This is a genomic window from Serratia aquatilis (assembly GCF_044865145.1).
GTDB lineage: Bacteria > Pseudomonadota > Gammaproteobacteria > Enterobacterales > Enterobacteriaceae > Chania > Chania aquatilis.
Map to the genome: position 1 here is coordinate 1,428,671 of NZ_CP173186.1, position 20,276 is coordinate 1,448,946.

The window sequence follows — 20,276 nt, forward strand, 5'->3', positions numbered from 1 at the left end:
AAATGAAAAATAAAGCAAAAGTCGGCGTGCTGGCGTTGGGCCGCACGACCTTTGATGTTCCCTACGCGCAGGAAATGCTGGCACAGGCTTGGCAGGTGCTCAAGGGCATGGATATTGAACTGGTTGGGGAACCGGCGTTGCAGTTTGATGCCGAATCTGCACTGCAGATGTTACCCGCGCTCAAACAGGCCGATCTCGACCTGTTGCTGATTTTACAGGTGACCTTTACCGATGCCTCCCTCACTCTGGAAGTGGTGCGCGATTTCCCAGTGCCGACGGCAATGTGGTCATTCCCTGAGGCGCGCACCGGTGGCCGTTTACGTCTGAACTCATTCTGCGGTGTGAATCTGGCTTGCCATGCGCTGAGCCGTGAAGCGATCAACGTACAAACTTTACATGGTTTGCCGGACGACAGCCGCGTAGTTAATGAACTGCAGCAGCTTGCGCAGGCGGCAGCGATAGTCAAACGTTTCAAACAGGCCAAGGTGATGGTGATTGGCGAACACCCGCTGGGTTTTGACGCCTGTAACTACAATCAGCAACAGTTGAAGCATCAGTTTGGTGTCGAAATCACCCGGCAACCGGTGTTGGAGTTTATCGACGAAGTGAAAGCGCTGCCCGACAGCATGGCCGATGCACCTTACGCGCGCCGTGCCAAAGACTTCCCCAACCTGGCGGAGATGGACCAGACCGCCACCCGTAAAACTCTCAAAGTTTATTCTGCCCTGCGTGAAAAAGCGCAGCGCGAAGGTTACACCGGGATTGCCGTGCGCTGCTGGCCGGACTTTTTCACCGATTACGGCTGTGCCGCCTGCGGTGCGCTGGCGCTGATGAACGAAGACAAAGTGCCTTGCGGCTGTGAAGCCGACATGTTTGGTGTGCTCTCTTCGCTGATGGCGCAGTGGGCATCGGGCAATGCGGCGTTCAATACGGATCTGGTGGATATCGATCCGCAGGATAACAGTGTGGTGTTCTGGCACTGTGGACAGGCACCGATCGAAATGGCCGATCGCGATGGCCCGGTACAGGCCACCATTCACTCTAATCGCAAACTCCCACTGCTTTCTGAATTTGCCCTCAAACCGGGGCGCATCACGCTATGCCGCATCACTCAGGGCGAAGGCAAGCTACGCCTGATGCTGGCGGGTGGCGAGATGATCAAAGCCCCGCTGGCTTTTTCCGGCACTGCAGGGACCGCACGGCTGGACGTGGATGCCGACACTTACCGCCAACGGCTAATAGCGGCGGGCATGGAGCATCACACCTCACTGGTTTACGGCGAACACCGACCGCTACTGCGTAAAGTCGCCAATCTGCTTGGCCTGGACGTGATTGAACTGACCTGAGCCTGCTGCAAACGCTTGGGGAAAATACGCTAATTAACCTTTTGGAGAATGGATCATGGCTTCTCAGCAAGGCGGCCTGCATGGCCTGGAACTGACGCAGCACCAAGATGGATTCACGCTGACATTTCAAAACCGAGTGCTGCTACAACACAGTACCCAGGCACCTTGCCTGTGGATCGGGCGTGGCAAGGCGGATATTGATATGTTCCGCGGCAACTTCAGCATCAAAGATCAACTCAGTGAAAAACTGGCGCTGACAGAGGCCAGCATTACTCCGCAGGCTGGTGGCTGGCTTATCCGTTTCAGCCGCGGTGACGTGGCACAAAGCACGCTACAGATCGGCACAGATAGCGCGGGGCGCTTGGAGATGCAACTGCGCAACGGCGATGAGCACAACAACCGCATGTGGCTGCGGCTGGCTGCTCAGCCAGAAGATCACGTTTATGGTTGCGGCGAGCAGTTTTCCTATTTCGATCTGCGCGGAAAGCCTTTTCCACTATGGACCAGCGAACAGGGGGTTGGCCGCAACAAGCAGAGTCTTGTTACCTGGCAGGCTGACTGTAAAGAGAATGCCGGTGGTGATTATTACTGGACCTTCTTCCCGCAGCCGACGTTCGTCAGCAGTCAGAAGTACTACTGCCATGTTGAAAACAGCTGCTACATGAACTTTGATTTTTCTGCCCCAGCCTATCACGAACTGGCGATCTGGCAGGACCAGGCGGTGCTGCGTTTTGACTGCGCCAGCACCTATATCAGCCTGTTAGAGAAGCTGACCGCCCTGCTGGGCCGCCAACCTGAACTGCCTGACTGGGTGTACGACGGTGTGATCCTCGGTATTCAAGGGGGAACCGAAGTCTGCCAACAGAAGCTGGATCTGATGCGTGAACATGGCGTCAAAGTCAGCGGCATTTGGGCACAGGACTGGGAAGGCCGCCGTATCACTTCTTTCGGCAAACGCCTGATGTGGAACTGGCGCTGGGACAGCGAACTTTACCCGGATCTGGATAAGCGTATCCCGCAATGGAAAAAACAGGGCGTGCGCTTTCTCGGTTATATCAACCCGTACGTGGCCATCGAGAAAGAGCTGTATGCCGAGGCCGCTGAACATGGCTATCTGACCAAAGATCATAGCGGCAACGATTATCAGGTCGAATTTGGCGAGTTCTATGCAGGCGTGGTGGATCTTACCAAACCTGAGGCATATGACTGGTACAAAAACGTCATCAAAAAGAACCTGATCGAGTTCGGCCTCGACGGTTGGATGGCCGATTTTGGTGAATACCTGCCCACCGATACCGTGATGCATAACGGTGTGGATGCAGAAATCATGCATAACGCCTGGCCCGCGCTGTGGGCCAAGTGTAACTACGACGCACTGGTAGAAAGCGGCAAACTGGGCGAGATCCTGTTCTTTATGCGTGCTGGTTACACCGGTAGCCAGAAGTATTCGGTGATGATGTGGGCGGGCGACCAGAACGTCGACTGGAGCCTGGACGACGGGCTGGCCTCGGTGATCCCGGCTGCACTGTCGCTGGCGATGACTGGCCACGGTTTACACCATAGCGACATTGGTGGCTACACCACACTGTTCGATATGAAGCGCAGCAAGGAATTGTTGATGCGCTGGTGCGAATTCTGCGCCTTTACACCGCTGATGCGTACCCATGAAGGTAACCGCCCAGACGATAACTGGCAGTTTGACCATGATGTGGAAACTATTCGTCAGTTTGCGCGTATGAGCCAGGTGTTCAGCACCCTCAAGCCGTACATCAAACAGGCAGTAGCGCTCAACGCCCAATCGGGTTTACCGGTGATGCGTCCGCTGTTCCTGCACTATGAAGACGATACCCATACCTACAGCCTGAAATACCAGTATCTGTTTGGTCGTGATCTGCTGGTGGCACCAGTACATGAAGAGGGCCGCACCGATTGGACGCTCTATCTGCCACAGGATAGCTGGATCAATCTGTGGACCGGTGAACCCTGCAACGGTGGCAGAGAAGTAACGGTCGCCGCACCAATGGGCCAACCGCCGGTGTTCTATCGGGCGGGTAGTGAGTGGGCGCAGCTGTTTGCCTCTCTTCGCGCACTGTAATTACCTATTGTCAGCCGCTATTGCCACCTGGTAGTGGCGGCCATCTCTGGGAACAGCTGTTTTCCAAGGAGAATTACCATGAGTGAAACCAATCAGGATCCGGTCAAACTGATACTGCCGTTGCGTGAGAAATTCGCCTATGGCATGGGTGATGTCGGTTCCAACCTGCTGTTATGCGTAGGAACCCTGTATCTACTGAAATTTTATACCGATGTGCTGGGCATTCCAGCCGCGTGGGGTGGGGTGATCTTCCTTATCTCGCGTTTCTTCACTGCGTTTACCGATATAGGTACTGGTTTGATGCTGGACTCCCGGCGCAACATTGGTCCTAAAGGCAAGTTCCGGCCATTTATCCTCTATGCCTCGATGCCGGTGGCATTGCTGGTGGTGGCCAACTTCATTGGTACTTCGTTCGACGTCACCATGAAAACGGTGATTGCCACACTGATCTTTATGGCGTTTGGTCTGTTCTTTAGCATGATGAACTGCTCCTATGGCGCGATGGTTCCGGCGATGACTAAAAACCCGCAAGAGCGTGCGCAGTTGGCCGCCTGGCGTCAAGGGGGAGCAACGGTGGGGCTGCTGCTGTGTACCGTTGGGTTTGTGCCGATCCTGTCGCTGTTTGAAGGCCGTGCGCAGGTGGGGTATCTGGTGGCTGCGTCAATCTTCGCTTTCGCCGGGATGCTGTGCATGTGGTGGTGTTATTCCGGGGTAAAAGAACGTTATGTCGAGATCCCGAAACCAGGCGCGCCAAAACCGGGCCTGCTGAAATCCTTTAAGGCGATCACCGGCAACAAACCGTTGTTCGTTCTATGCGTAGCCAACCTGTGTACGCTGGCCGGGTTCAACATCAAACTGGCTATCCAAATTTACTACACCCAATACGTGCTTAACGACATCACCTTGCTGTCCTATATGGGCTTCTTCAGCATGGGGTGCATCCTGCTCGGAGTGCTGCTGGTACCAACGGTTGTGAAGCGTTTTGGCAAGAAAAATGTCTATCTTGGCGGTTTGTCATTATGGATCCTCGGCGACGCCATGAACTATATGTGGGGCAGTACCTCAACGCTGTTCGTACTGTTCTCTTGCCTGGCATTCTTTGGCACCGCTTTCGTCAACAGCCTCAACTGGGCGCTGGTATCGGATACCGTGGAATACGGTGAATGGAAAACTGGCGTGCGCTCCGAGGGCACGGTTTATACCGGCTTCACTTTCTTCCGTAAGGTTTCTCAAGGGTTAGCGGGTTTCTTCCCTGGGGTGATGCTGGCTTATATCGGCTACGTCCCGAATGTGGAACAAGGCACCGGAACGTTGGAAGGCTTGCGGCAATTGATCTTCCTCTACCCATGTGGGCTTGCGGTGCTGACCGCATTAACCATGGGGCTGTTCTATCACCTGACAGAGAAAAATTATCTCAAGATCGTTGGTGAGCTGGAGGACAGAAAACGCACGGTGAGCCCGGCAATGTAAAAAGATAATAACCTGTAACCCGTTTATGGCAGGCCATGAACGTAATGGATATACCCAAAATAATTCGAGTTGCTTGTAGGCGGCAACTGAGTGAAACCCTAGGAGCATAGATAAGCTATGTGACTAGGGTGAACGACAAATCCGCTTGGTAGATTTGAACGCTGCTTTCAGCGGCCCCGAAGGGGCGAGGCCCGACATGGGCCGAGTAACGCAGCCAACACCCAAGCAACTTGAAGTATGAAGGGTATAAACGGGTTAAAACAATAATAAGGACCTGTCAGATGGCTAACTCTACACCCTACGAAAACCCCGTTACGCTGCGGCTGCCACTGCGCGAAAAGTTTGCCTATGGAATGGGGGACTTCGGCTCTAACCTGATGCTGTGTATTGGCACACTTTATTTGCTGAAATTCTATACCGATATTCTGGGGCTGCCGGCAATCTATGGCGGGGTGATCTTTTTGATTGCCAAATTCTTTACCGCCTTCACTGATATATTGACCGGCGTGCTGCTAGATTCGCGGCGTAATATCGGTGCCAAAGGCAAATTCAGACCGTTTATTTTTTACGCCTCATTGCCGGTGGGATTGCTGGCAGTGGCAAACTTTCTCAATAGCAGTTTCAGCCTGAATACCAAAACCGTTCTGGCAACCGTGTTGTTTATGCTGTTTGGTCTGTTCTACAGCCTGATGAACTGCGCCTATGGGGCAATGGTGCCAGCAATCACCAAAAACCCACAGGAGCGTGCGCAATTGGCTGCTTTTAGGCAAGGGGGCGCTACGCTGGGCCTGTTGCTGTGTACCGTAGGCTTTGTGCCGATCCAAATGTTGTTCATATCATCGCCAGAGATAGGGTATCTGGTTGCCGCCGTTGTATTTGCCACCTTGGGCGTGTTTTGCATGTGGTGGTGCCATGCTGGCGTTAAGGAACGCTATGTTGATGTGGTTCCCGCACATCATAAACCGGGAATTTTTAAATCCTTCCGCGCCATTTTCCAAAACCCACCGCTGTTGGTGTTGTGTATCGCCAACCTGTGTACGTTGGCGGCGTTTAATATCAAACTGGCGATCCAGGTTTATTACACCCAGTACGTGTTGCACGATATCCATTTGCTTGCTTACATGGGTTTCTTCAGCATGGGCTGTATTCTGATTGGTGTGCTGATGGTCCCGGCGGCGGTTAAACGCTTCGGCAAGAAGAGCGTCTATCTTGGCGGCTTGTTGCTTTGGTGCCTGGGCGATCTGTTCAACTATGCCTGGGGCGATAGCTCGATTTCTTTCGTAGCGTTTTCCTGCATGGCGTTCTTCGGTACGGCGTTCGTCAACAGCCTTAACTGGGCGTTGGTACCGGACACTGTTGATTACGGTGAGTGGAAGACCGGTATTCGCGCAGAAGGTTCGGTTTATACTGGGTACACATTTTCCCGCAAGATCTCTGCCGCATTGGCAGGTTTATTACCCGGCATTATGTTGACGCAAATTGGTTATATTCCGAACGTCGAGCAATCAGCGGCGGTATTGGAAGGACTGCGTCAGTTAATCTTTATTTACCCTTGCGTATTAGCGATGTCTGCCGCCGTTATGATGGGGGCTTTCTATAAGTTAGATGAACAACTATTTATGCGAATAATAGCGGATATTAATATGAGAAAAGGTACTCTGAATAATAATCCGGAATTTGAACCAATATTTGATGCGAAAATAGTCAAAGAAACCTAATTGTAGGGAATATTCTATAAATGTGAGCTGTCAGTGTGTTTTTTATACTGACGGACTCACGCACACATCGCGTCTATTATGTTTCAAATTATGCGTAGGTCAGTTGCGCGCCTTTGTGTAATTAAAATTAAGCATGGTATATACGATTTCTGATGTGTTTATAAATGTTAATTAAATGGTTTTGAGTTTTTTTAAAAGAACAATGTGGAGTACTTGATTTCGCGATTTTATCAAGGCTAATGTACTGCAACAAATAATAATACCTTCTTGATTAGGGATGAGTAATGAAAAAAATATATTCAATTCTGTTAATTCCAGCATTTGCAACATCAATAAGTGCCCACGCGGGCAGAGCTTATCTGGAGGCTCGTCATGCCTATAACACAGCTTCTGAATTAAGCGAAATCGCCCTGCGTGGTGGTTATAACTTTGATGGCGGTGCGGGGGTGATGGCCACTAATTCTTATAATATTGGTAAGTATGATCAGATTGAGCATAGCTTTAACGAATTGGAGGGGTGGTACCCGCTGTTTCGTCCAACGAGTGAATGGACAGTTACCACAGGCGGATTGGTGAACTCCAATAGAACGGGTTCCGGCGGTGCACTCTACGTGGACAACAACTATAAGTTTCTGCCATTTTTCAACCTGACGGTACGTTACCGTTATAACCGTAATAACTATGACTCAATCGATTTTAACGGGCAACCCGCGCGCAATGATACCCATGAAATTGCCAGCTACTGGAATTTTAACGTCACCGATAAGCTGAATTATACGTTTGAGCCTCATTATTTTATTCGAGTGAATGATTTCCAGAGCAAGAATGGCAAGAGCCATCATTGGGAAGTCACCAACAAGTTCAGTTATAAAATAGATACGCATTGGATGCCCTATGTAGAGCTGCAATGGCTGGACCGTTGGAATGATTACAACAAAGAGCAGTACCGTATTCGCATGGGGGTGCGTTATACCTTCTGATATACAGTATTCAGCCGGAAAACCCGGTCATACAAACTGACCGGGTAAAAAATTTTTAAGTATCAAAATAGCTGGCGGGCGGTATCCCTTTTTTGGCCACGACTCTTTGCTGGTGCCATTAAGGGATACTGCCTAATTTTTTGGAATAAATAGTGAAAAAATAGCGCCTTGCGGGTCATTATCCGACACTTCAATGCCACCACCCGCCTGTGCAACGTGGTTGGCCACCAGGTGCAGACCAATACCGTGGTCACCTTTTTCTTTGGTGGTGACGCCCTGAACAAATAGCGTATCTCGGACCTGCGGGGCGATACCGGCACCGTGATCGGCAACTTCTATCACCAGTTCTTTACTGCTGTCATTGATATAGAGTTCTACCGCCTCATGTGGTGCGGGGCAGCGTAGGGTTGCCTCGACGGCGTTATCCAGCAGGTTGCCGATAATCGACATCAGTTCGGTCTCATTCAGCGCAGCCGGGATTTGACGCAACTGACAGGCCGGATCGAAGCGTAAGGTGATACCTTTTTCACGTGCGCTGGCATATTTACCCATCAGCAGGCCGCACAGTGCAGCGGAACTGAAACGCTGGGAAATAAAATCGAGGATCTCCTGAGCACCTTCAGACTGGGCTTCCACATAGCGGATCGCTTCATCATAGCGCTGCATATGCAACAAACCGGCGAGGGTAGCGGTCCAGTTCAACTGTTCATGACGCATGATACGCAGGTTATCGGCATAACGTTTCACCTGGCTCAGTTGACTGCTGAGGGTATTGATATCGTTCTTGTCGCGGAAGCTGATCACCCAGCCCTGCGGTTGATCATCTTGCATAATACGTACCCGGCTGGCAATCACCCTGACATGGTTGAAGCGGCACACTTCATCATGTGTGTCCTGCGCCAACTGGGGAACAGCAAAGAAGTCGGGTTGGGCCTTGATCACTTCATTGATATGTAGCCCCAACAGGCTACTGACCGGTTGGTGGAGATCCAGGCGCTCGCGGGCAGCATGATTGATGGTAATAATGCGCAGTTGAGGATCTACCGCAATCACGCCTTCATAAATAGCTTCCAACAGGGCTTTTTGCTGGCGCACCAGCAGCGCAATCTCTTTCGGCTCCAATGAGAACATCTGGCGTTTCAGGTTTGTCGATAACAGCCAGGAAAAAATGAACAAAGCCATTAACAACAGAACGATAGAGCCAACAATCTGCGTCAGGGTTCGGGAGTTTACGCTATCGATGTGCGATTTAAGGTAGCCAACAGAAACAATACCAATAACCTGATTATTGGCATCGAGAATCGGTGCCTTGCTGCGCAATGAAATGCCAATGCCGCCTTGGCGGATAGAAATAATACTTTTGCCTTGCAGAACTTCGTGATTATCCCCCCCGACCATTGGTTTACCCAACCGTTCTGGATGTTCGGAATGGTAAAGATGCATCGTATGGCGATCGCCGATCACGATATAGCTGGCATCACTGCTAGCGCGGATTTTCTTCATCAACGCCGCAATATCATTGGTATTTTTATTCTCTACCGCCTCGATCAGCGTTGGGATCAGCGCAATCCCACGCGCCTGCACCTGTGCCCGAGCCCCCAGATCGCGGTGTAGCTGCGCATCCAATTGGTAATAGGTGTAAACCCCAATCAGTGACAGTAACACGCTGGAAAAGGCCACCAGACATAGAAACAGCTTGATTTGAAAAGAGAGCTTTATCCGCATGGCTGCCGTTTATCCTGGCGTTTTTCACAGGGGCTTACCCTACCATGGGAAACCCCGGTAATAATATTGCTTCGGATCAAGCTGTGGGCTTATCGGCGGCACTATGAACGTGGAGCAGGCGGAGTGAGGTATTTTTGTTCACGCACTTACCCGCCCCTAAAAGATTATTGCCGCATGCTGACCGCCAGGCGATTGAATGCGTTCATAATGCTGATGGCAAAGGTCAGATCGCTGATTTCTGCATCGCTGAAATGGTGCTTGAGTGTTTCAAAGGCATTGTCTGGTGCTCCCGTAGCGGCGATCAGCGTGACTGCGTCAGCCCATTCCAGTGCGGCACGTTCTGCGCTGCTGAATTCATGGCTAACACGCCAACCAGACAAAGTATCAATCTTGGTATTGCTGGTACCGGCTTCTCTTAGTGCCTTGCCATGCATTTCCAGGCAATAGGCGCAGCCATTAATCTGCGAAACGCGCATGAATACCAACTCGATTAATGTTTTGTCCAGTGAACCTTTTTCCAACCCGTTCAAAGCACTCAACATGCCTTTATAGGGTGCGGGAGACAGCTCGGAATATTGTAAACGCTGGGTGATCATGCATAACCTCTGGGTAATGGACAGTAACAGTCTAATGGGAAAAGCACTAAGTGCATGGGCGCTACTTTAGCCAAGTTATGACCTATACTATAGGGCCATAAAATGATTATTTAACCAGGTCATAATGCGCCAGATGTTTGCTGCTCTGCGGTTGGATAACCAACTTGCTGCCCCCTTATACCGGCAGATTTATCTGCGTATCAAAGATGCAATTGTCCAGGGAAGCTTAGTGGCCAATACCCGGTTGCCTTCGGTGCGCGGACTGGCCAGCGACCTTGGCGTGGCACGTGCGACGGTAGAGAATGCCTATGGGGCACTGATTGCCGAAGGTTTTTTACAAAGCCGTGGGCAGGCGGGCACTTTTGTTTCAGCACAACTGTTGGATGTGCCTCACCGTAGCGCCCTGATTACTGAGCCAACATTGCCAGCTATAGCGCCTTGCGCATTTTATCCTGCTGGACTGAACCTACCTTTTCAACTGGGGTTGCCTGCGCTGGATGCCTTTCCTCGCGCGCTATGGCAACGCATTGTTGCCCGTCAGTTGCGTGGCACGACTATCGCTTCACTGACACTGCCTCCGGCAAAAGGATTATGGGAATTACGGGAGGCAATTGCTCACTACTTGCATCTTTCCCGTGGCATTGTCTGCGATCCTGAACAAATCTTTATTTGTGCAGGCTATCAGGCCGTGATGGATTTGATTATCGGTACGTTACTGCAGCCTGGGGATACGGTATTGCTGGAAGACCCGGGTTATCCGGTTACTCAGCCGCTATTTGCCGCCGCAGGGGTAAAAACCGAACCGGTGGCGATAGACAATGCAGGTATGGACATCAGTGCCGGGATCGCCACCCGGCCTGAAGCCCGTATGGCTGTGTTGACGCCGACTCACCAGAGCCCACTCGGCGTCACTCTTAGCCTGGCACGGCGCATGATTCTATTGGATTGGGCGCAACGCAATGCGGGATGGATTGTTGAAGACGATTATGACAGCGAATACCGTTACCATGGTAAACCGTTGCCCCCATTGAAAAGCCTCGATCGTCAAGGGCGGGTGCTGTACGCCGGAACTTTCAGCAAAACGTTGTTCCCGGCACTTCGTATGGCCTATCTGGTTGTCCCGGCAGATCAGGTGGCGAATTTTGAAAACCAGGGTCACCTTCGCATTTGTGGATGCCCACCATTGATGCAGGCTGGCGTCGCTGACTTTATTCAGGGCGGGCATTTTTACCGCCATCTTAAGCGAATGCGGCAGTTGTATCGCCAGCGGCGCGAATGGTTGGCTCTGGCACTGAGCCAACGGCTCGGAGATGTTCTGACAGTGGCATCGCAGGCTGGCGGTATTCAACTGCTCGCCCATTTAAGCGCAGAACTGAATGACAGCGAAGTGGCTCAACGTGCTTGGCAGCAGGGATTGGCGCTACAGGCATTGTCGCAGTGGCAAAGGCAATCCCCTGCGGGTAATGGGTTGCTGATGGGGTTTGCCAACTTCATCAGCTTTAGTGAGGTAGAAAGTGCGGTTGCACGTTTGGCGGCGGTGCTTGAACGTTAAAACGTAAAAGGCCCACGGTTTCCCGTGGGCCAGACGCGCATCTGTATTTCTTAAAGTTACTGCATGGGGTGTCTAACGCCGGGCAAGCAGGAAGCCGAGTACGATGCCAACGGCGGCACCGATACCAACAGAGACTGTAATTTAAATTGTGTAATTGCCTGTTTTTGATATGTTCTTCCTGACAATGGAGACAGGCAAATTATGGACGAAAAGAAACTTAAGGCACTCGCTGCTGAGCTGGCCAAAGGCATTAAAACAGAAGCCGATCTCAATGCGTTTTCTCGTATGTTGACCAAGCTCACCGTCGAAACTGCCTTGAATGCCGAGCTGACTGACCACCTCGGTCATGAAAAAAATACCCCTAAAAAAGGCTCGAATACCCGTAACGGTTACTCGTCTAAAACGTTGCTCACTGATGATGGTGAGTTCGAACTGAATACACCCCGTGACCGTGAAGGCTCCTTTGAGCCCCAACTGATAAAGAAAAACCAGACGCGTATCACGCAGATGGACAGCCAGATTTTATCCTTATATGCCAAAGGGATGACGACGAGGGAAATCGTCGCCACGTTCAAGGAGATGTACGATGCCGACGTGTCGCCCACGCTGATATCCAAAGTCACCGATGCCGTTAAAGAGCAGGTTACCGAGTGGCAAAACCGGCCACTGGACTCACTGTATCCCATTGTTTACCTTGACTGTATCGTGGTGAAGGTGCGTCAAAATGGCAGCGTCATCAACAAGGCCGTGTTCCTTGCCTTGGGCATCAATACCGAGGGTCAGAAAGAACTTCTGGGCATGTGGCTGGCAGAAAATGAAGGGGCCAAGTTCTGGCTTAACGTGTTGACCGAGCTAAAAAATCGGGGGCTTCAGGACATCCTGATTGCCTGTGTAGACGGCCTGAAGGGCTTCCCAGAGGCGATAAACAGCGTCTATCCGCAAACCCACATCCAGTTGTGCATTATCCACATGGTGCGTAACAGCCTGAAGTACGTGTCGTGGAAAGACTACAAAGCGGTCACCAGCGGGTTGAAAACGGTGTATCAGGCCCCGACAGAGGAAGCGGCACTGATGGCGTTGGACAAGTTCGCGGGTGTGTGGGATGAAAAATACCCGCAAATCAGCAAGAGTTGGCGTACTCACTGGGAAAATCTCAACACGTTCTTCGGTTATCCCGCGGATATCCGCAAAGCGATCTACACGACCAACGCCATAGAATCGCTGAACAGCGTGATCCGTCAGGCGATAAAGAAACGTAAAGTGTTCCCGACAGATGACTCAGTGAGAAAAGTGATTTATCTGGCCATCCAGGCGGCGTCGAAAAAATGGAGTATGCCGATCCAGAACTGGCGGTTGGCGATGAGTCGTTTTATTATCGAGTTCGGTGACCGCTTAGACGGTCACCTTTAATAGGTTGGCAGTTACACAGAATTATGGACAGGCTCATACCAACACCCTGCCAGGGATTTCCACGAACGTAGCTGTCGGCGTGATCGGCTACTTCGCGTACGTGTTGTGTAAGGCCGACACTACCGTTAAGGCGTGAACGAGCATCGAGTAACACCCCTCTTGCCTTGCTGTGCAGTTCGCTCAGCTCTTCTTTAGTCTTGCTAGCGGAGCTTCGTAATACTTCATCCAGCGTATCAGCTAACAGTATTACGTCCTGATCGATGTCTTGTTCTGCTTTTTCAGTTTTACTCAACATTCGACTCTCCGTTTTGGCACACATCTGTTAAGCATAGACCATTCTCAATATTGTGTTGGTGACATTGCAAGCGTAAACATTTTCGGCATGCATGACCTTGGATCGATGAGAACCGCAAACGTTGTACATTTGGTTACTCTGTGAAACCAATCACTCACGGAAGCGCATAATTGATTCCTTTATTATCTCTTCAACGTCCCAACCGGGGCTTACCGATAAAACACTCCCTGAGGATTTAAAAATGAAAAAAGTATTAGCGCTGATCGTTGCTGCCACTATGGGTCTGTCTTCTGTTGCTTTCGCTGCTGATACTGCAGCTGCGCCAGCACCGGCTGCGACCACCGCGACTACAACTGCGGCCCCAGCTAAAACAACTCATCATAAAAAAGCGACCAAAAAAGCCCCAGAGCAAAAAGCTCAGGCTGCTAAAGCCAAAAAACACAGCAAGAAAGCTCCAGAGCAAAAAGCCCAGGCAGCTAAAAAACACCACAAGTCAAGCAAGAAAGCCGCTGCTCCAGCTGCAAAATAAGTGAAACGGTGGAGCTATAGAGTTCCGCGTCATCGGTGCACTACTCAGACACCCGGCTCCCCGGGTGTCTTTTTTTAGGGGTATGCCATCATGATTAACCGCTATACCCAAAAAAATTCGAGTTGCTTGTAGGCGGCAAGCTTACGAGGCCCCAGTAGCATAGATAACTATGTGACTGGGGTGAGTAAGCGCAGCCAACACCCAAGCAACTTGAAGTATGAAGGGTATATTTGTTTGAGGTGATCTTCAGTGCTGTAGCGCTTTGTGGTCTGTTGGCTGCCTGGGAATTATTCCTGACCAACAGTTTTCTCTGACTGTTGTTCAACTTCGCCAGAACACCGTTTCTTGCCTCAATGCACTGGCGCACTTTATATCTCTCTAAAGAGGTGCGTGTACGGTGCCTATTTTATTGTGATTGGTTAGCCACGGTTGAATAAAAGCCAGAACGGCAGCGATGGTTTGCCGATGTGCTTGCTCCCGTTGTGAACGCTCAGAGGCACAAATAAAAGTTTCCCCTTCTTCCGCTAGCCACTGAAGTGCTGTTGGAGGGCAGGTCGGTAAAAAGTCAAAGTGATTGGCTCCGGCCAATGTTAACGCATCAATCGGCCATTTCCCGCTAAAGGCCGCCAGACTGGCACCTGCCAGATTAGCTTCCGCAGTATCAGCACGAAAATGTTCTGGTGCCACGATCAGTAACGGTGCGTTGAGCTGGCGCAGGCTATTCGGTTGCAGATAAGGCACCATACCGGGATCCAGTGCAATAGCGAAACTCAGGCGCTTGTCGGTGAAGTTGGCATCAAACGCCTTAGCGGACAGTGTTGCCAAATTGACGTTAGCCTGGGTATAAAACTGGCAACTGGGTGAGTGTGGATTTATCCGGCAACCAGCGACAAAATCCTGCAGTGATACTCTACCGCCCACGCTGGCAATCGCGCTATATCCCCCTTTGGAATGGCCCAAGACACCAATAGCATCGTGGTTGATTCGCTGCTGCCATTGCGGATCTTGCACGACCGCGTTAATCAGCGCGCTAATATCCTGGGTTTGCAGCCACAATTTTACCGATTCAGCGGGTATTGAATTCCCTGAAGTACTACCCGGATGATTGGCAGCGACCACGATAACCCCTCGTTCAACCAACGCCTTAGCCAGCCATGCCTGACTGTAGCTGTTCCCGCCGCTACCGTGGCTGAAAATAATCAGCGGGAACGCGCCGTTGGCTGGCGTTGCGTCTGGCTGGCTCTCAATACCGTCAAAAACCGGCCTTGCTCCTACCGTTTTCGGCGTTTGCTGACTCTCGGTGGGGTAATAAATAACGCTGGAGAGTGTACGCGAATCGTTATAGAAAGCGCGTTCTTGCGTAGCAACCTGATAGCGTGATGCACCGCTAGCCAACTGGCTAAACAGAATTAACAGTACGAACCATTTCTTCATCTTTCATTCCTCATGGATTAGATGAGGAGAGGGTGGCGAGGAAAGACGCTTTTCGCGACCTGGATCGCGATCAAGGTCGTTAACTGATTGTTTTAGCGTGTTTCCACTCTTAGACTGGTCGTTTTCTATCTATTGGTGAAAACACGTAACGATGCCGTTAATACCGCTCTCATTTTTATTCAGCCTTCTTTGCCTGGCCTTACTGTGGCGGCTTGGCTGGCCTTCGCTCCGCTACGGCATTGGTCAACTGCTGTTACTGGTTTGTGCCTGGCAGGGTCTGTTGGTGGGAATACGCTACGGTTATCAATTTAATCAGTTGAATATGTTGCAACCTTTGGGTGCGGTGATGATCCCTTCACTGACGTATCTGGCGTTGCAGGTAACTGCCAAAGGCCGTTTGGGTTGGCGCGCGGGACTGCACCTGCTACCCATGCTGTTAGTGGCAATGGCGCTATTGTGGGCTCCTTTTGTATTGGATATTACGATTGTGGTCTGTTATCTGGCTTACGGGGCGGCAGTGCTGTTTTATGTGCGCGGGGGGGAAAACTGTCTTCAACAGGTCCGATTGACCGAAAGCTGGTTGAGTATTCGATTGTGGCGCAGTTTAGGCATGCTGCTGATCGCTTGCGGTATCGCTGAGTTTGGTATTGCGTTGGATTTCTGGCTTTTTGCTGGCCGGCATGCGGGATTGCTTGCCACGGTAGGTAACATTTTGGTCATGGCGAGTATCTGTCTGGCCTTGAGCCGTTCCGGTGCTTCGCAAAATACGTCAGATACTCTCGCCGATGATGAAGTTCCGAACAAAGAGGATCAGCAGCAGGCAGAATCATGGTTCGGGCAGGTTGAACAGCGGTTGCGGCAGGACAACCTTTATCTTGAAGCCGACCTCAATCTTGCCCGGCTGGCACGTAAAGTGGGGCTGCCAGCCAGGAAAGTTTCGCTGGCGGTTAATCAGCAGACTGGCATGAACGTATCGCAATACGTTAATCAACTGCGCATTCAGCAAGCTTCGGAATGGTTAAGCAGTAGCGATCGTCCGGTTACCGAGATCATGCTGGAAGCGGGATTCAGCACCAAATCCAACTTTAACCGCGAATTCCTGCGTGTCCAGGGAATGAGCCCAAGCGAGTGGCGTAAATTGCACCCAGTGGATCCATAACAAACAAGTGCCTCACCAGTTGGCTATTGCATCGCGGTTATAGCGCTCATTATAGGCGCGGCGGAACTGTGCCAGCTCAAACGCATCCAGTTCTAAATCCGCAAAGTAAAACAGTGCCGCTTCGGTATGCTCGGCATGGAGTTCCGGCGATAAGCCAGCGCGCAGCAGCGTTTCACGCCACAGGCCTATCTGTTCATCATCCGCCTGTTTGATAAAGGTCAGATAGATGAACAGCAAATACGCCGCTTGGTGCATCTCTTCGGTATAGCCATTGTTCAGCATACGTATAAACGTTTGGCTATGGCGGCTGCCCATTTCCTGCAACATTGATTCGACCAACATCGGCTTTACTTTCAGCAAATGTGCCAGCGAGTCTATCGCTTTACGGGTATCTGAAGTGAGAATGCGATAACCAATGAGAAATACAACGATCAGGGCGGCGATGATGATCCATGTCATTTATGATGTCTTACCGTCTTGGTTCGCCAGTGGCTGGCAGAAACGCTGCGCACAGCGCTGAAATTTTCAGTGTTGCTCGCCGCTGAAATTGCCTGCGGTCCGCTGTTGATTATTGACATGGTGATTGAAGGTGGCTGCGTCTTTTGCTAGAGCATCCAGATGTGCGCCCAGCATTTTGATCTGTTTAACCAGAGCATGCTGTTCCGGCACCGAACTGGCCGTATTCAATTTGTGTACCAGCTGTTCATTCTGCATGCGCAGCGCGATTTCACGCTGCTTGGCTTCCGCCAACTGCTGTTGCAAAACCTGATAGCCTTGCTGCCATTCGCGGTGCTGCTTCTCAAAGCTGGCTTGCAACTCATTCATTGCATTCTGAAACTGGATTTCCAGTTCACGCATAGTCATGGGTTCGATCCTCTGCGGCACTCAATAATGGTCTGCAGTATAACGAAAACCGCTCATAAGCTCACCCGTTGCCGTAGCCTCTGTTGAAAATCACGGCTTGCAACCTCGCCATGGCGTCTTACAATCATCATAATTCCCTGCAACAAAAAGCCCCGGCGAGTTTTAGGTTGGCATTATCTCCTGAGAGTGACGCGAAATGAGCAACGAAGATAAAGGTTTTTTTGAGCAGGCAATGGCCGATGTAACTCCGTTATCCGATGGGCAACAAACGCTATATCTCAAACCGCAGGATCCCATTGATAAAAGTGCGCGCCGCGAAGCGCAGGCGTTGCAACTGGAGAATTTCCTTAGCACCGGATTTCTTGACATTATTCCGTGTGATATCCAATTGGAATATAAGGGGGAGGGCATTCAGCAAGGCGTATTGGACAAACTGCGCAACGGGCACTACCCGCCACAGGCTAGTTTGAACCTGCTTCGGCAGCCGGTGGAAGCTTGCCGCCAAGCGCTATTCCGCTTCATAATTCAGGCACAAAAAGACAGCCTGCGTTCGTTGTTGATTGTGCATGGCCGTGGTCGGGAAGATAAGAGCCATGCGAATATTATCCGTAGCTATGTTGCCAAATGGCTGGAGCAGTTTGATCAGGTTCAGGCATTTTGCCGGGCGTTGCCGCGTGATGGGGGCGAGGGCGCTTGCTACGTGACGTTGCGTAAATCAGCCGAAGCCAAGGCGGATAATTTCGAACGTCATGCTAAACGCAGCCGCTAAGCTGGTCCTTGGGCAGGGTCATCGATCAAAAAATGGCGGCGTTTGCCGCACCACAATCATTCAGGAATTAGCGCTTAAGCCATTTATAATCCAGAGAGAAACGCCCAGCTCCAGTGACCGCGAGCAGAAGTAACCCGGCGATAATACTAACGTTTTTGAATAAACCAATCTCGTTACCGAGCATTTCTGCACCAGTCATTCTCCAGAATGGGTGGCCGATCAAGGCGGTGCCCAGTACATAGACAGCATAAATGATGGCCAATGGCCGGGTGAATGCCCCCAGAACGATGGCAAGACCGAAGATAAACTCCACAACGACAGAGACAATAGCTGCCAGGTAAGGCAGCGGCGTACCATACCCCTCCATTGATGTAACGGTGGCACCGAAATTAGTTAATTTCATCCAGCCGAAAATAATAAATAGAATCATCAACAGAATTCTGGACAGCAGAATAGTACCGTCCTTTAAATTTTCGCTCATGGCGAGCTCCTTGGGCATCGTGGAGTCATGCTGCTATACAACTTAAAGATTAGAACAACTTCACACTTTATCTAGGCAGTGTCCCTTAATTGCCCGTGGTGCCGTCGCAGACCCAAAAGCCCGTTATCAAGGCGGAGGGTGAAGGGCAGAGTGGCCCTCTGTTCAAGCCCGACTTTACTTCGAACGGGCTTTTGGGGCGCGACCCTTCGGGCTGGGGCCATTTGCGCGCATTGCGGCGTTGTTCGCCGCTTATTTGGCCCACCAAACCTCGCGGCTCACGCCTTGCCCTGTGCGCAAATGACCGCCAGCGGCGCTCGCGTGCAATTAAGGGACACAGCCTAGGCGGTATGCCGAATTGTCTACCTGCAATCCTCTACCTCACGGACGAGCAAACCCTTTAAGTACAAGCCTTATAGAAAATTAGCGTGCATTTCTCGAATGATTACTTTAGAGTTGTCTAAATTTAGTTTTATCTAAAATAAAGATGGCTACGAAAAACGAACCACACGCTTTACTTGCCAGTGCTACCAGCGCGTCGACCTTGCTTAAAGCAATGAGTAACCCGCGTCGCTTACTAATCCTGTGCATGCTGGTTGATTCCCCTGGCACTCATGCGGGGGAACTGGCTGCTGCCACGGGGCTAAGTCCTTCTGCTACTTCACAGCACCTGGCCAAAATGCGTGACGAGGGGCTGATTGAGTGCACAAGAGATGGCCAGCGAATCAACTATTTCATCAAAAATACCGCCGTGCAGGAAATCATCAGCACGCTTAAAAACATCTATTGCCCCTGAGGAAAATATGAACGTAGAAACGATAACATCGCAACGCGCACAGGCATTAATCGGGCAGGGAGCACATTTGCTCGATATTCGTAGTGCAGATGAATACGCCCATGAACATATTGCGCAAGCCAGCTTATTGCCTCTGACTGCCATTGAAAAGGGCGAGAAACTGCAACAACTCACGGAGCAGGATGTGGTGATTTTCCACTGCCAGTCTGGGCGGCGTACTGCAGAAAATGCCCCCCTGCTGGCAACTGCCGTTTTTCCTGCAAAGATCTATGTGCTGGAAGGTGGTCTCAATGGTTGGAAGCAACAGGGAAATAGCGTCGTTAAGAACAAAAATCAGCCGTTGCCTATTATGCGCCAGGTACAGATTGCTGCCGGTTCACTTATCCTGCTAGGAACGATACTGGGTTATCTATTCTCTTCCCTGTTTTTCCTGCTGCCTGGTTTTGTTGGTGCGGGGCTCATTTTTGCTGGGGTTAGCGGGTTTTGTGGTATGGCGACACTACTGGCCAAAATGCCATGGAACAATGCGAATTCTTGAGGGATTGCATCCATAAAATTGAGATTAGCGCCATGTGTTAATTAATTATCCATTATTAGCTATTTATTTTGATAATGTGGTAATAAATATCATTTTTGATTGTTATTTGGTGGAAGGTAACGATATGTGTACGAACAATTATCGTACCCCACAGCAGTGCGGATTTTTACGATAAAGGGGATACTTTTTCTAAAAATATCCATAATAATCAATTTTTTATAAACGGTTGTGCGCAGCTCAGCCGTTCAGTCCATGGTTTGGACTGTGCACAGGAATGGCCGACCATCTGCAGTATTCTGCCTGATTTACAGGGTGCTAAAGTGGCTGAATCCGTTACTTGAATGAATGGGGTTCATCAGCGCAGCAGATAGCCATCAACCCGGTATTGGATGAAGAAACAAAGCACCCGATGATCTTTATCCTGGCTGTGCAGAAACCAGCAACTTAACCCGGCTTTATTGCCATCAGTAAAATTCGTTAATATATCCAATATTGGGGAAGCTATCTCCCCCGATACTCGTG

General features: G+C 50.7%; 20 protein-coding genes and 1 pseudogene. 13 read left to right on the plus strand and 8 right to left on the minus strand.

Annotation, left to right across the window (positions count from 1 at the left end; genetic code table 11):
* The first annotated feature begins 2 nt into the window (after positions 1–2).
* From SAQUA_RS06450 to ompL, 5 genes are all read left to right on the plus strand, one after another.
* Entirely contained in the window at positions 3–1,346 is a 1,344-nt protein-coding gene (locus SAQUA_RS06450; protein ID WP_380679737.1) for an L-fucose/L-arabinose isomerase family protein, read from the plus strand.
* A 55-nt stretch (positions 1,347–1,401) separates the two neighbouring features.
* Positions 1,402–3,441 (plus strand): alpha-glucosidase, encoded by a 2,040-nt coding sequence (locus tag SAQUA_RS06455; RefSeq protein WP_380679734.1) that lies wholly within the window; start codon positions 1,402–1,404, stop codon positions 3,439–3,441.
* Positions 3,442–3,519: 78 nt separating this feature from the next.
* The gene (locus SAQUA_RS06460; protein ID WP_380679731.1) at positions 3,520–4,911 is read left to right on the plus strand and encodes an MFS transporter; all 1,392 of its coding nucleotides are present in this window, start codon (positions 3,520–3,522) and stop codon (positions 4,909–4,911) included.
* A 281-nt stretch (positions 4,912–5,192) separates the two neighbouring features.
* Positions 5,193–6,629: an MFS transporter gene (locus tag SAQUA_RS06465; protein ID WP_380679728.1), complete on the plus strand. Its 1,437-nt coding sequence runs from the start codon at positions 5,193–5,195 to the stop codon at positions 6,627–6,629.
* A gap of 284 nt (positions 6,630–6,913) precedes the next feature.
* Positions 6,914–7,609: a porin OmpL gene (ompL, locus tag SAQUA_RS06470; protein WP_380679725.1), complete on the plus strand. Its 696-nt coding sequence runs from the start codon at positions 6,914–6,916 to the stop codon at positions 7,607–7,609.
* Positions 7,610–7,741: 132 nt separating this feature from the next.
* On the opposite strand, the gene SAQUA_RS06475 is transcribed toward ompL, so the two are convergent.
* Both SAQUA_RS06475 and SAQUA_RS06480 read right to left on the minus strand, forming a co-directional pair.
* Positions 7,742–9,334: an ATP-binding protein gene (locus SAQUA_RS06475; RefSeq protein WP_380679722.1), complete on the minus strand. Its 1,593-nt coding sequence runs from the start codon at positions 9,332–9,334 to the stop codon at positions 7,742–7,744.
* Positions 9,335–9,498: 164 nt separating this feature from the next.
* Entirely contained in the window at positions 9,499–9,930 is a 432-nt protein-coding gene (locus SAQUA_RS06480) for a carboxymuconolactone decarboxylase family protein (protein WP_380679719.1), read from the minus strand.
* Positions 9,931–10,054: 124 nt separating this feature from the next.
* Here SAQUA_RS06480 and SAQUA_RS06485 point away from each other — a divergent pair, with 124 nt between their 5' ends.
* Complete coding sequence (locus tag SAQUA_RS06485) at positions 10,055–11,482, plus strand: PLP-dependent aminotransferase family protein (RefSeq protein WP_380679716.1); 1,428 nt, start codon at positions 10,055–10,057, stop codon at positions 11,480–11,482.
* A 72-nt stretch (positions 11,483–11,554) separates the two neighbouring features.
* On the opposite strand, the gene SAQUA_RS06490 is transcribed toward SAQUA_RS06485, so the two are convergent.
* Positions 11,555–11,623 carry a glycine zipper domain-containing protein gene (locus SAQUA_RS06490; RefSeq protein ID WP_380679788.1) on the minus strand — a complete coding sequence of 23 codons (69 nt, stop codon included), beginning with the start codon at positions 11,621–11,623 and terminating at the stop codon, positions 11,555–11,557.
* Positions 11,624–11,683: 60 nt separating this feature from the next.
* Between SAQUA_RS06490 and SAQUA_RS06495 the strand changes: the two genes are divergently transcribed.
* The gene (locus tag SAQUA_RS06495) at positions 11,684–12,892 is read left to right on the plus strand and encodes an IS256 family transposase (protein WP_404413008.1); all 1,209 of its coding nucleotides are present in this window, start codon (positions 11,684–11,686) and stop codon (positions 12,890–12,892) included.
* Here SAQUA_RS06495 and SAQUA_RS06500 read toward each other — a convergent pair.
* Positions 12,855–13,187, minus strand: coding sequence for a YqjD family protein (locus SAQUA_RS06500; RefSeq protein WP_404413163.1), 333 nt, complete (start codon positions 13,185–13,187; stop codon positions 12,855–12,857). The genes SAQUA_RS06495 and SAQUA_RS06500 overlap by 38 nt on opposite strands.
* Positions 13,188–13,428: 241 nt before the next feature.
* On the opposite strand from SAQUA_RS06500, the gene asr reads away from it, so the two are divergent.
* A complete protein-coding gene (asr, locus tag SAQUA_RS06505) occupies positions 13,429–13,716 on the plus strand; it encodes an acid resistance repetitive basic protein Asr (RefSeq protein ID WP_380671823.1) in 288 nt (95 codons plus the stop codon).
* A 378-nt stretch (positions 13,717–14,094) separates the two neighbouring features.
* Here the strand turns inward: asr and SAQUA_RS06510 are convergent, their stop codons facing one another.
* On the minus strand, positions 14,095–15,150 hold the full coding sequence (locus SAQUA_RS06510; RefSeq protein WP_380671825.1) for an alpha/beta hydrolase family protein: 1,056 nt from the start codon (positions 15,148–15,150) through the stop codon (positions 14,095–14,097).
* 151 nt (positions 15,151–15,301) lie between these two features.
* On the opposite strand from SAQUA_RS06510, the gene SAQUA_RS06515 reads away from it, so the two are divergent.
* A complete protein-coding gene (locus tag SAQUA_RS06515) occupies positions 15,302–16,309 on the plus strand; it encodes a helix-turn-helix domain-containing protein (RefSeq protein ID WP_380671827.1) in 1,008 nt (335 codons plus the stop codon).
* A gap of 12 nt (positions 16,310–16,321) precedes the next feature.
* On the opposite strand, the gene SAQUA_RS06520 is transcribed toward SAQUA_RS06515, so the two are convergent.
* Both SAQUA_RS06520 and SAQUA_RS06525 read right to left on the minus strand, forming a co-directional pair.
* Positions 16,322–16,768 (minus strand): DUF1198 family protein, encoded by a 447-nt coding sequence (locus SAQUA_RS06520; protein WP_380671829.1) that lies wholly within the window; start codon positions 16,766–16,768, stop codon positions 16,322–16,324.
* Between the two features lie 66 nt (positions 16,769–16,834).
* Positions 16,835–17,173, minus strand: a complete 339-nt coding sequence (locus tag SAQUA_RS06525; protein WP_380671831.1) for an MbeD/MobD family mobilization/exclusion protein — start codon at positions 17,171–17,173, stop codon at positions 16,835–16,837.
* A gap of 196 nt (positions 17,174–17,369) precedes the next feature.
* On the opposite strand from SAQUA_RS06525, the gene smrA reads away from it, so the two are divergent.
* Positions 17,370–17,942 (plus strand): DNA endonuclease SmrA, encoded by a 573-nt coding sequence (gene smrA, locus SAQUA_RS06530; RefSeq protein WP_380671833.1) that lies wholly within the window; start codon positions 17,370–17,372, stop codon positions 17,940–17,942.
* Positions 17,943–18,009: 67 nt separating this feature from the next.
* Here smrA and SAQUA_RS06535 read toward each other — a convergent pair whose 3' ends face one another.
* Complete coding sequence (locus SAQUA_RS06535) at positions 18,010–18,423, minus strand: DoxX family protein (protein WP_380671835.1); 414 nt, start codon at positions 18,421–18,423, stop codon at positions 18,010–18,012.
* Positions 18,424–18,907: 484 nt separating this feature from the next.
* On the opposite strand from SAQUA_RS06535, the gene SAQUA_RS06540 reads away from it, so the two are divergent.
* From SAQUA_RS06540 to SAQUA_RS06550, 3 genes and pseudogenes are all read left to right on the plus strand, one after another.
* Positions 18,908–19,216 (plus strand): ArsR/SmtB family transcription factor, encoded by a 309-nt coding sequence (locus SAQUA_RS06540; protein WP_380671837.1) that lies wholly within the window; start codon positions 18,908–18,910, stop codon positions 19,214–19,216.
* A 7-nt stretch (positions 19,217–19,223) separates the two neighbouring features.
* On the plus strand, positions 19,224–19,754 hold the full coding sequence (locus tag SAQUA_RS06545; protein WP_380671839.1) for a rhodanese family protein: 531 nt from the start codon (positions 19,224–19,226) through the stop codon (positions 19,752–19,754).
* A 328-nt stretch (positions 19,755–20,082) separates the two neighbouring features.
* A pseudogene (locus SAQUA_RS06550) lies at positions 20,083–20,202 on the plus strand (SAM-dependent methyltransferase); the annotation flags it as partial.
* Positions 20,203–20,276 lie beyond the last annotated feature (74 nt).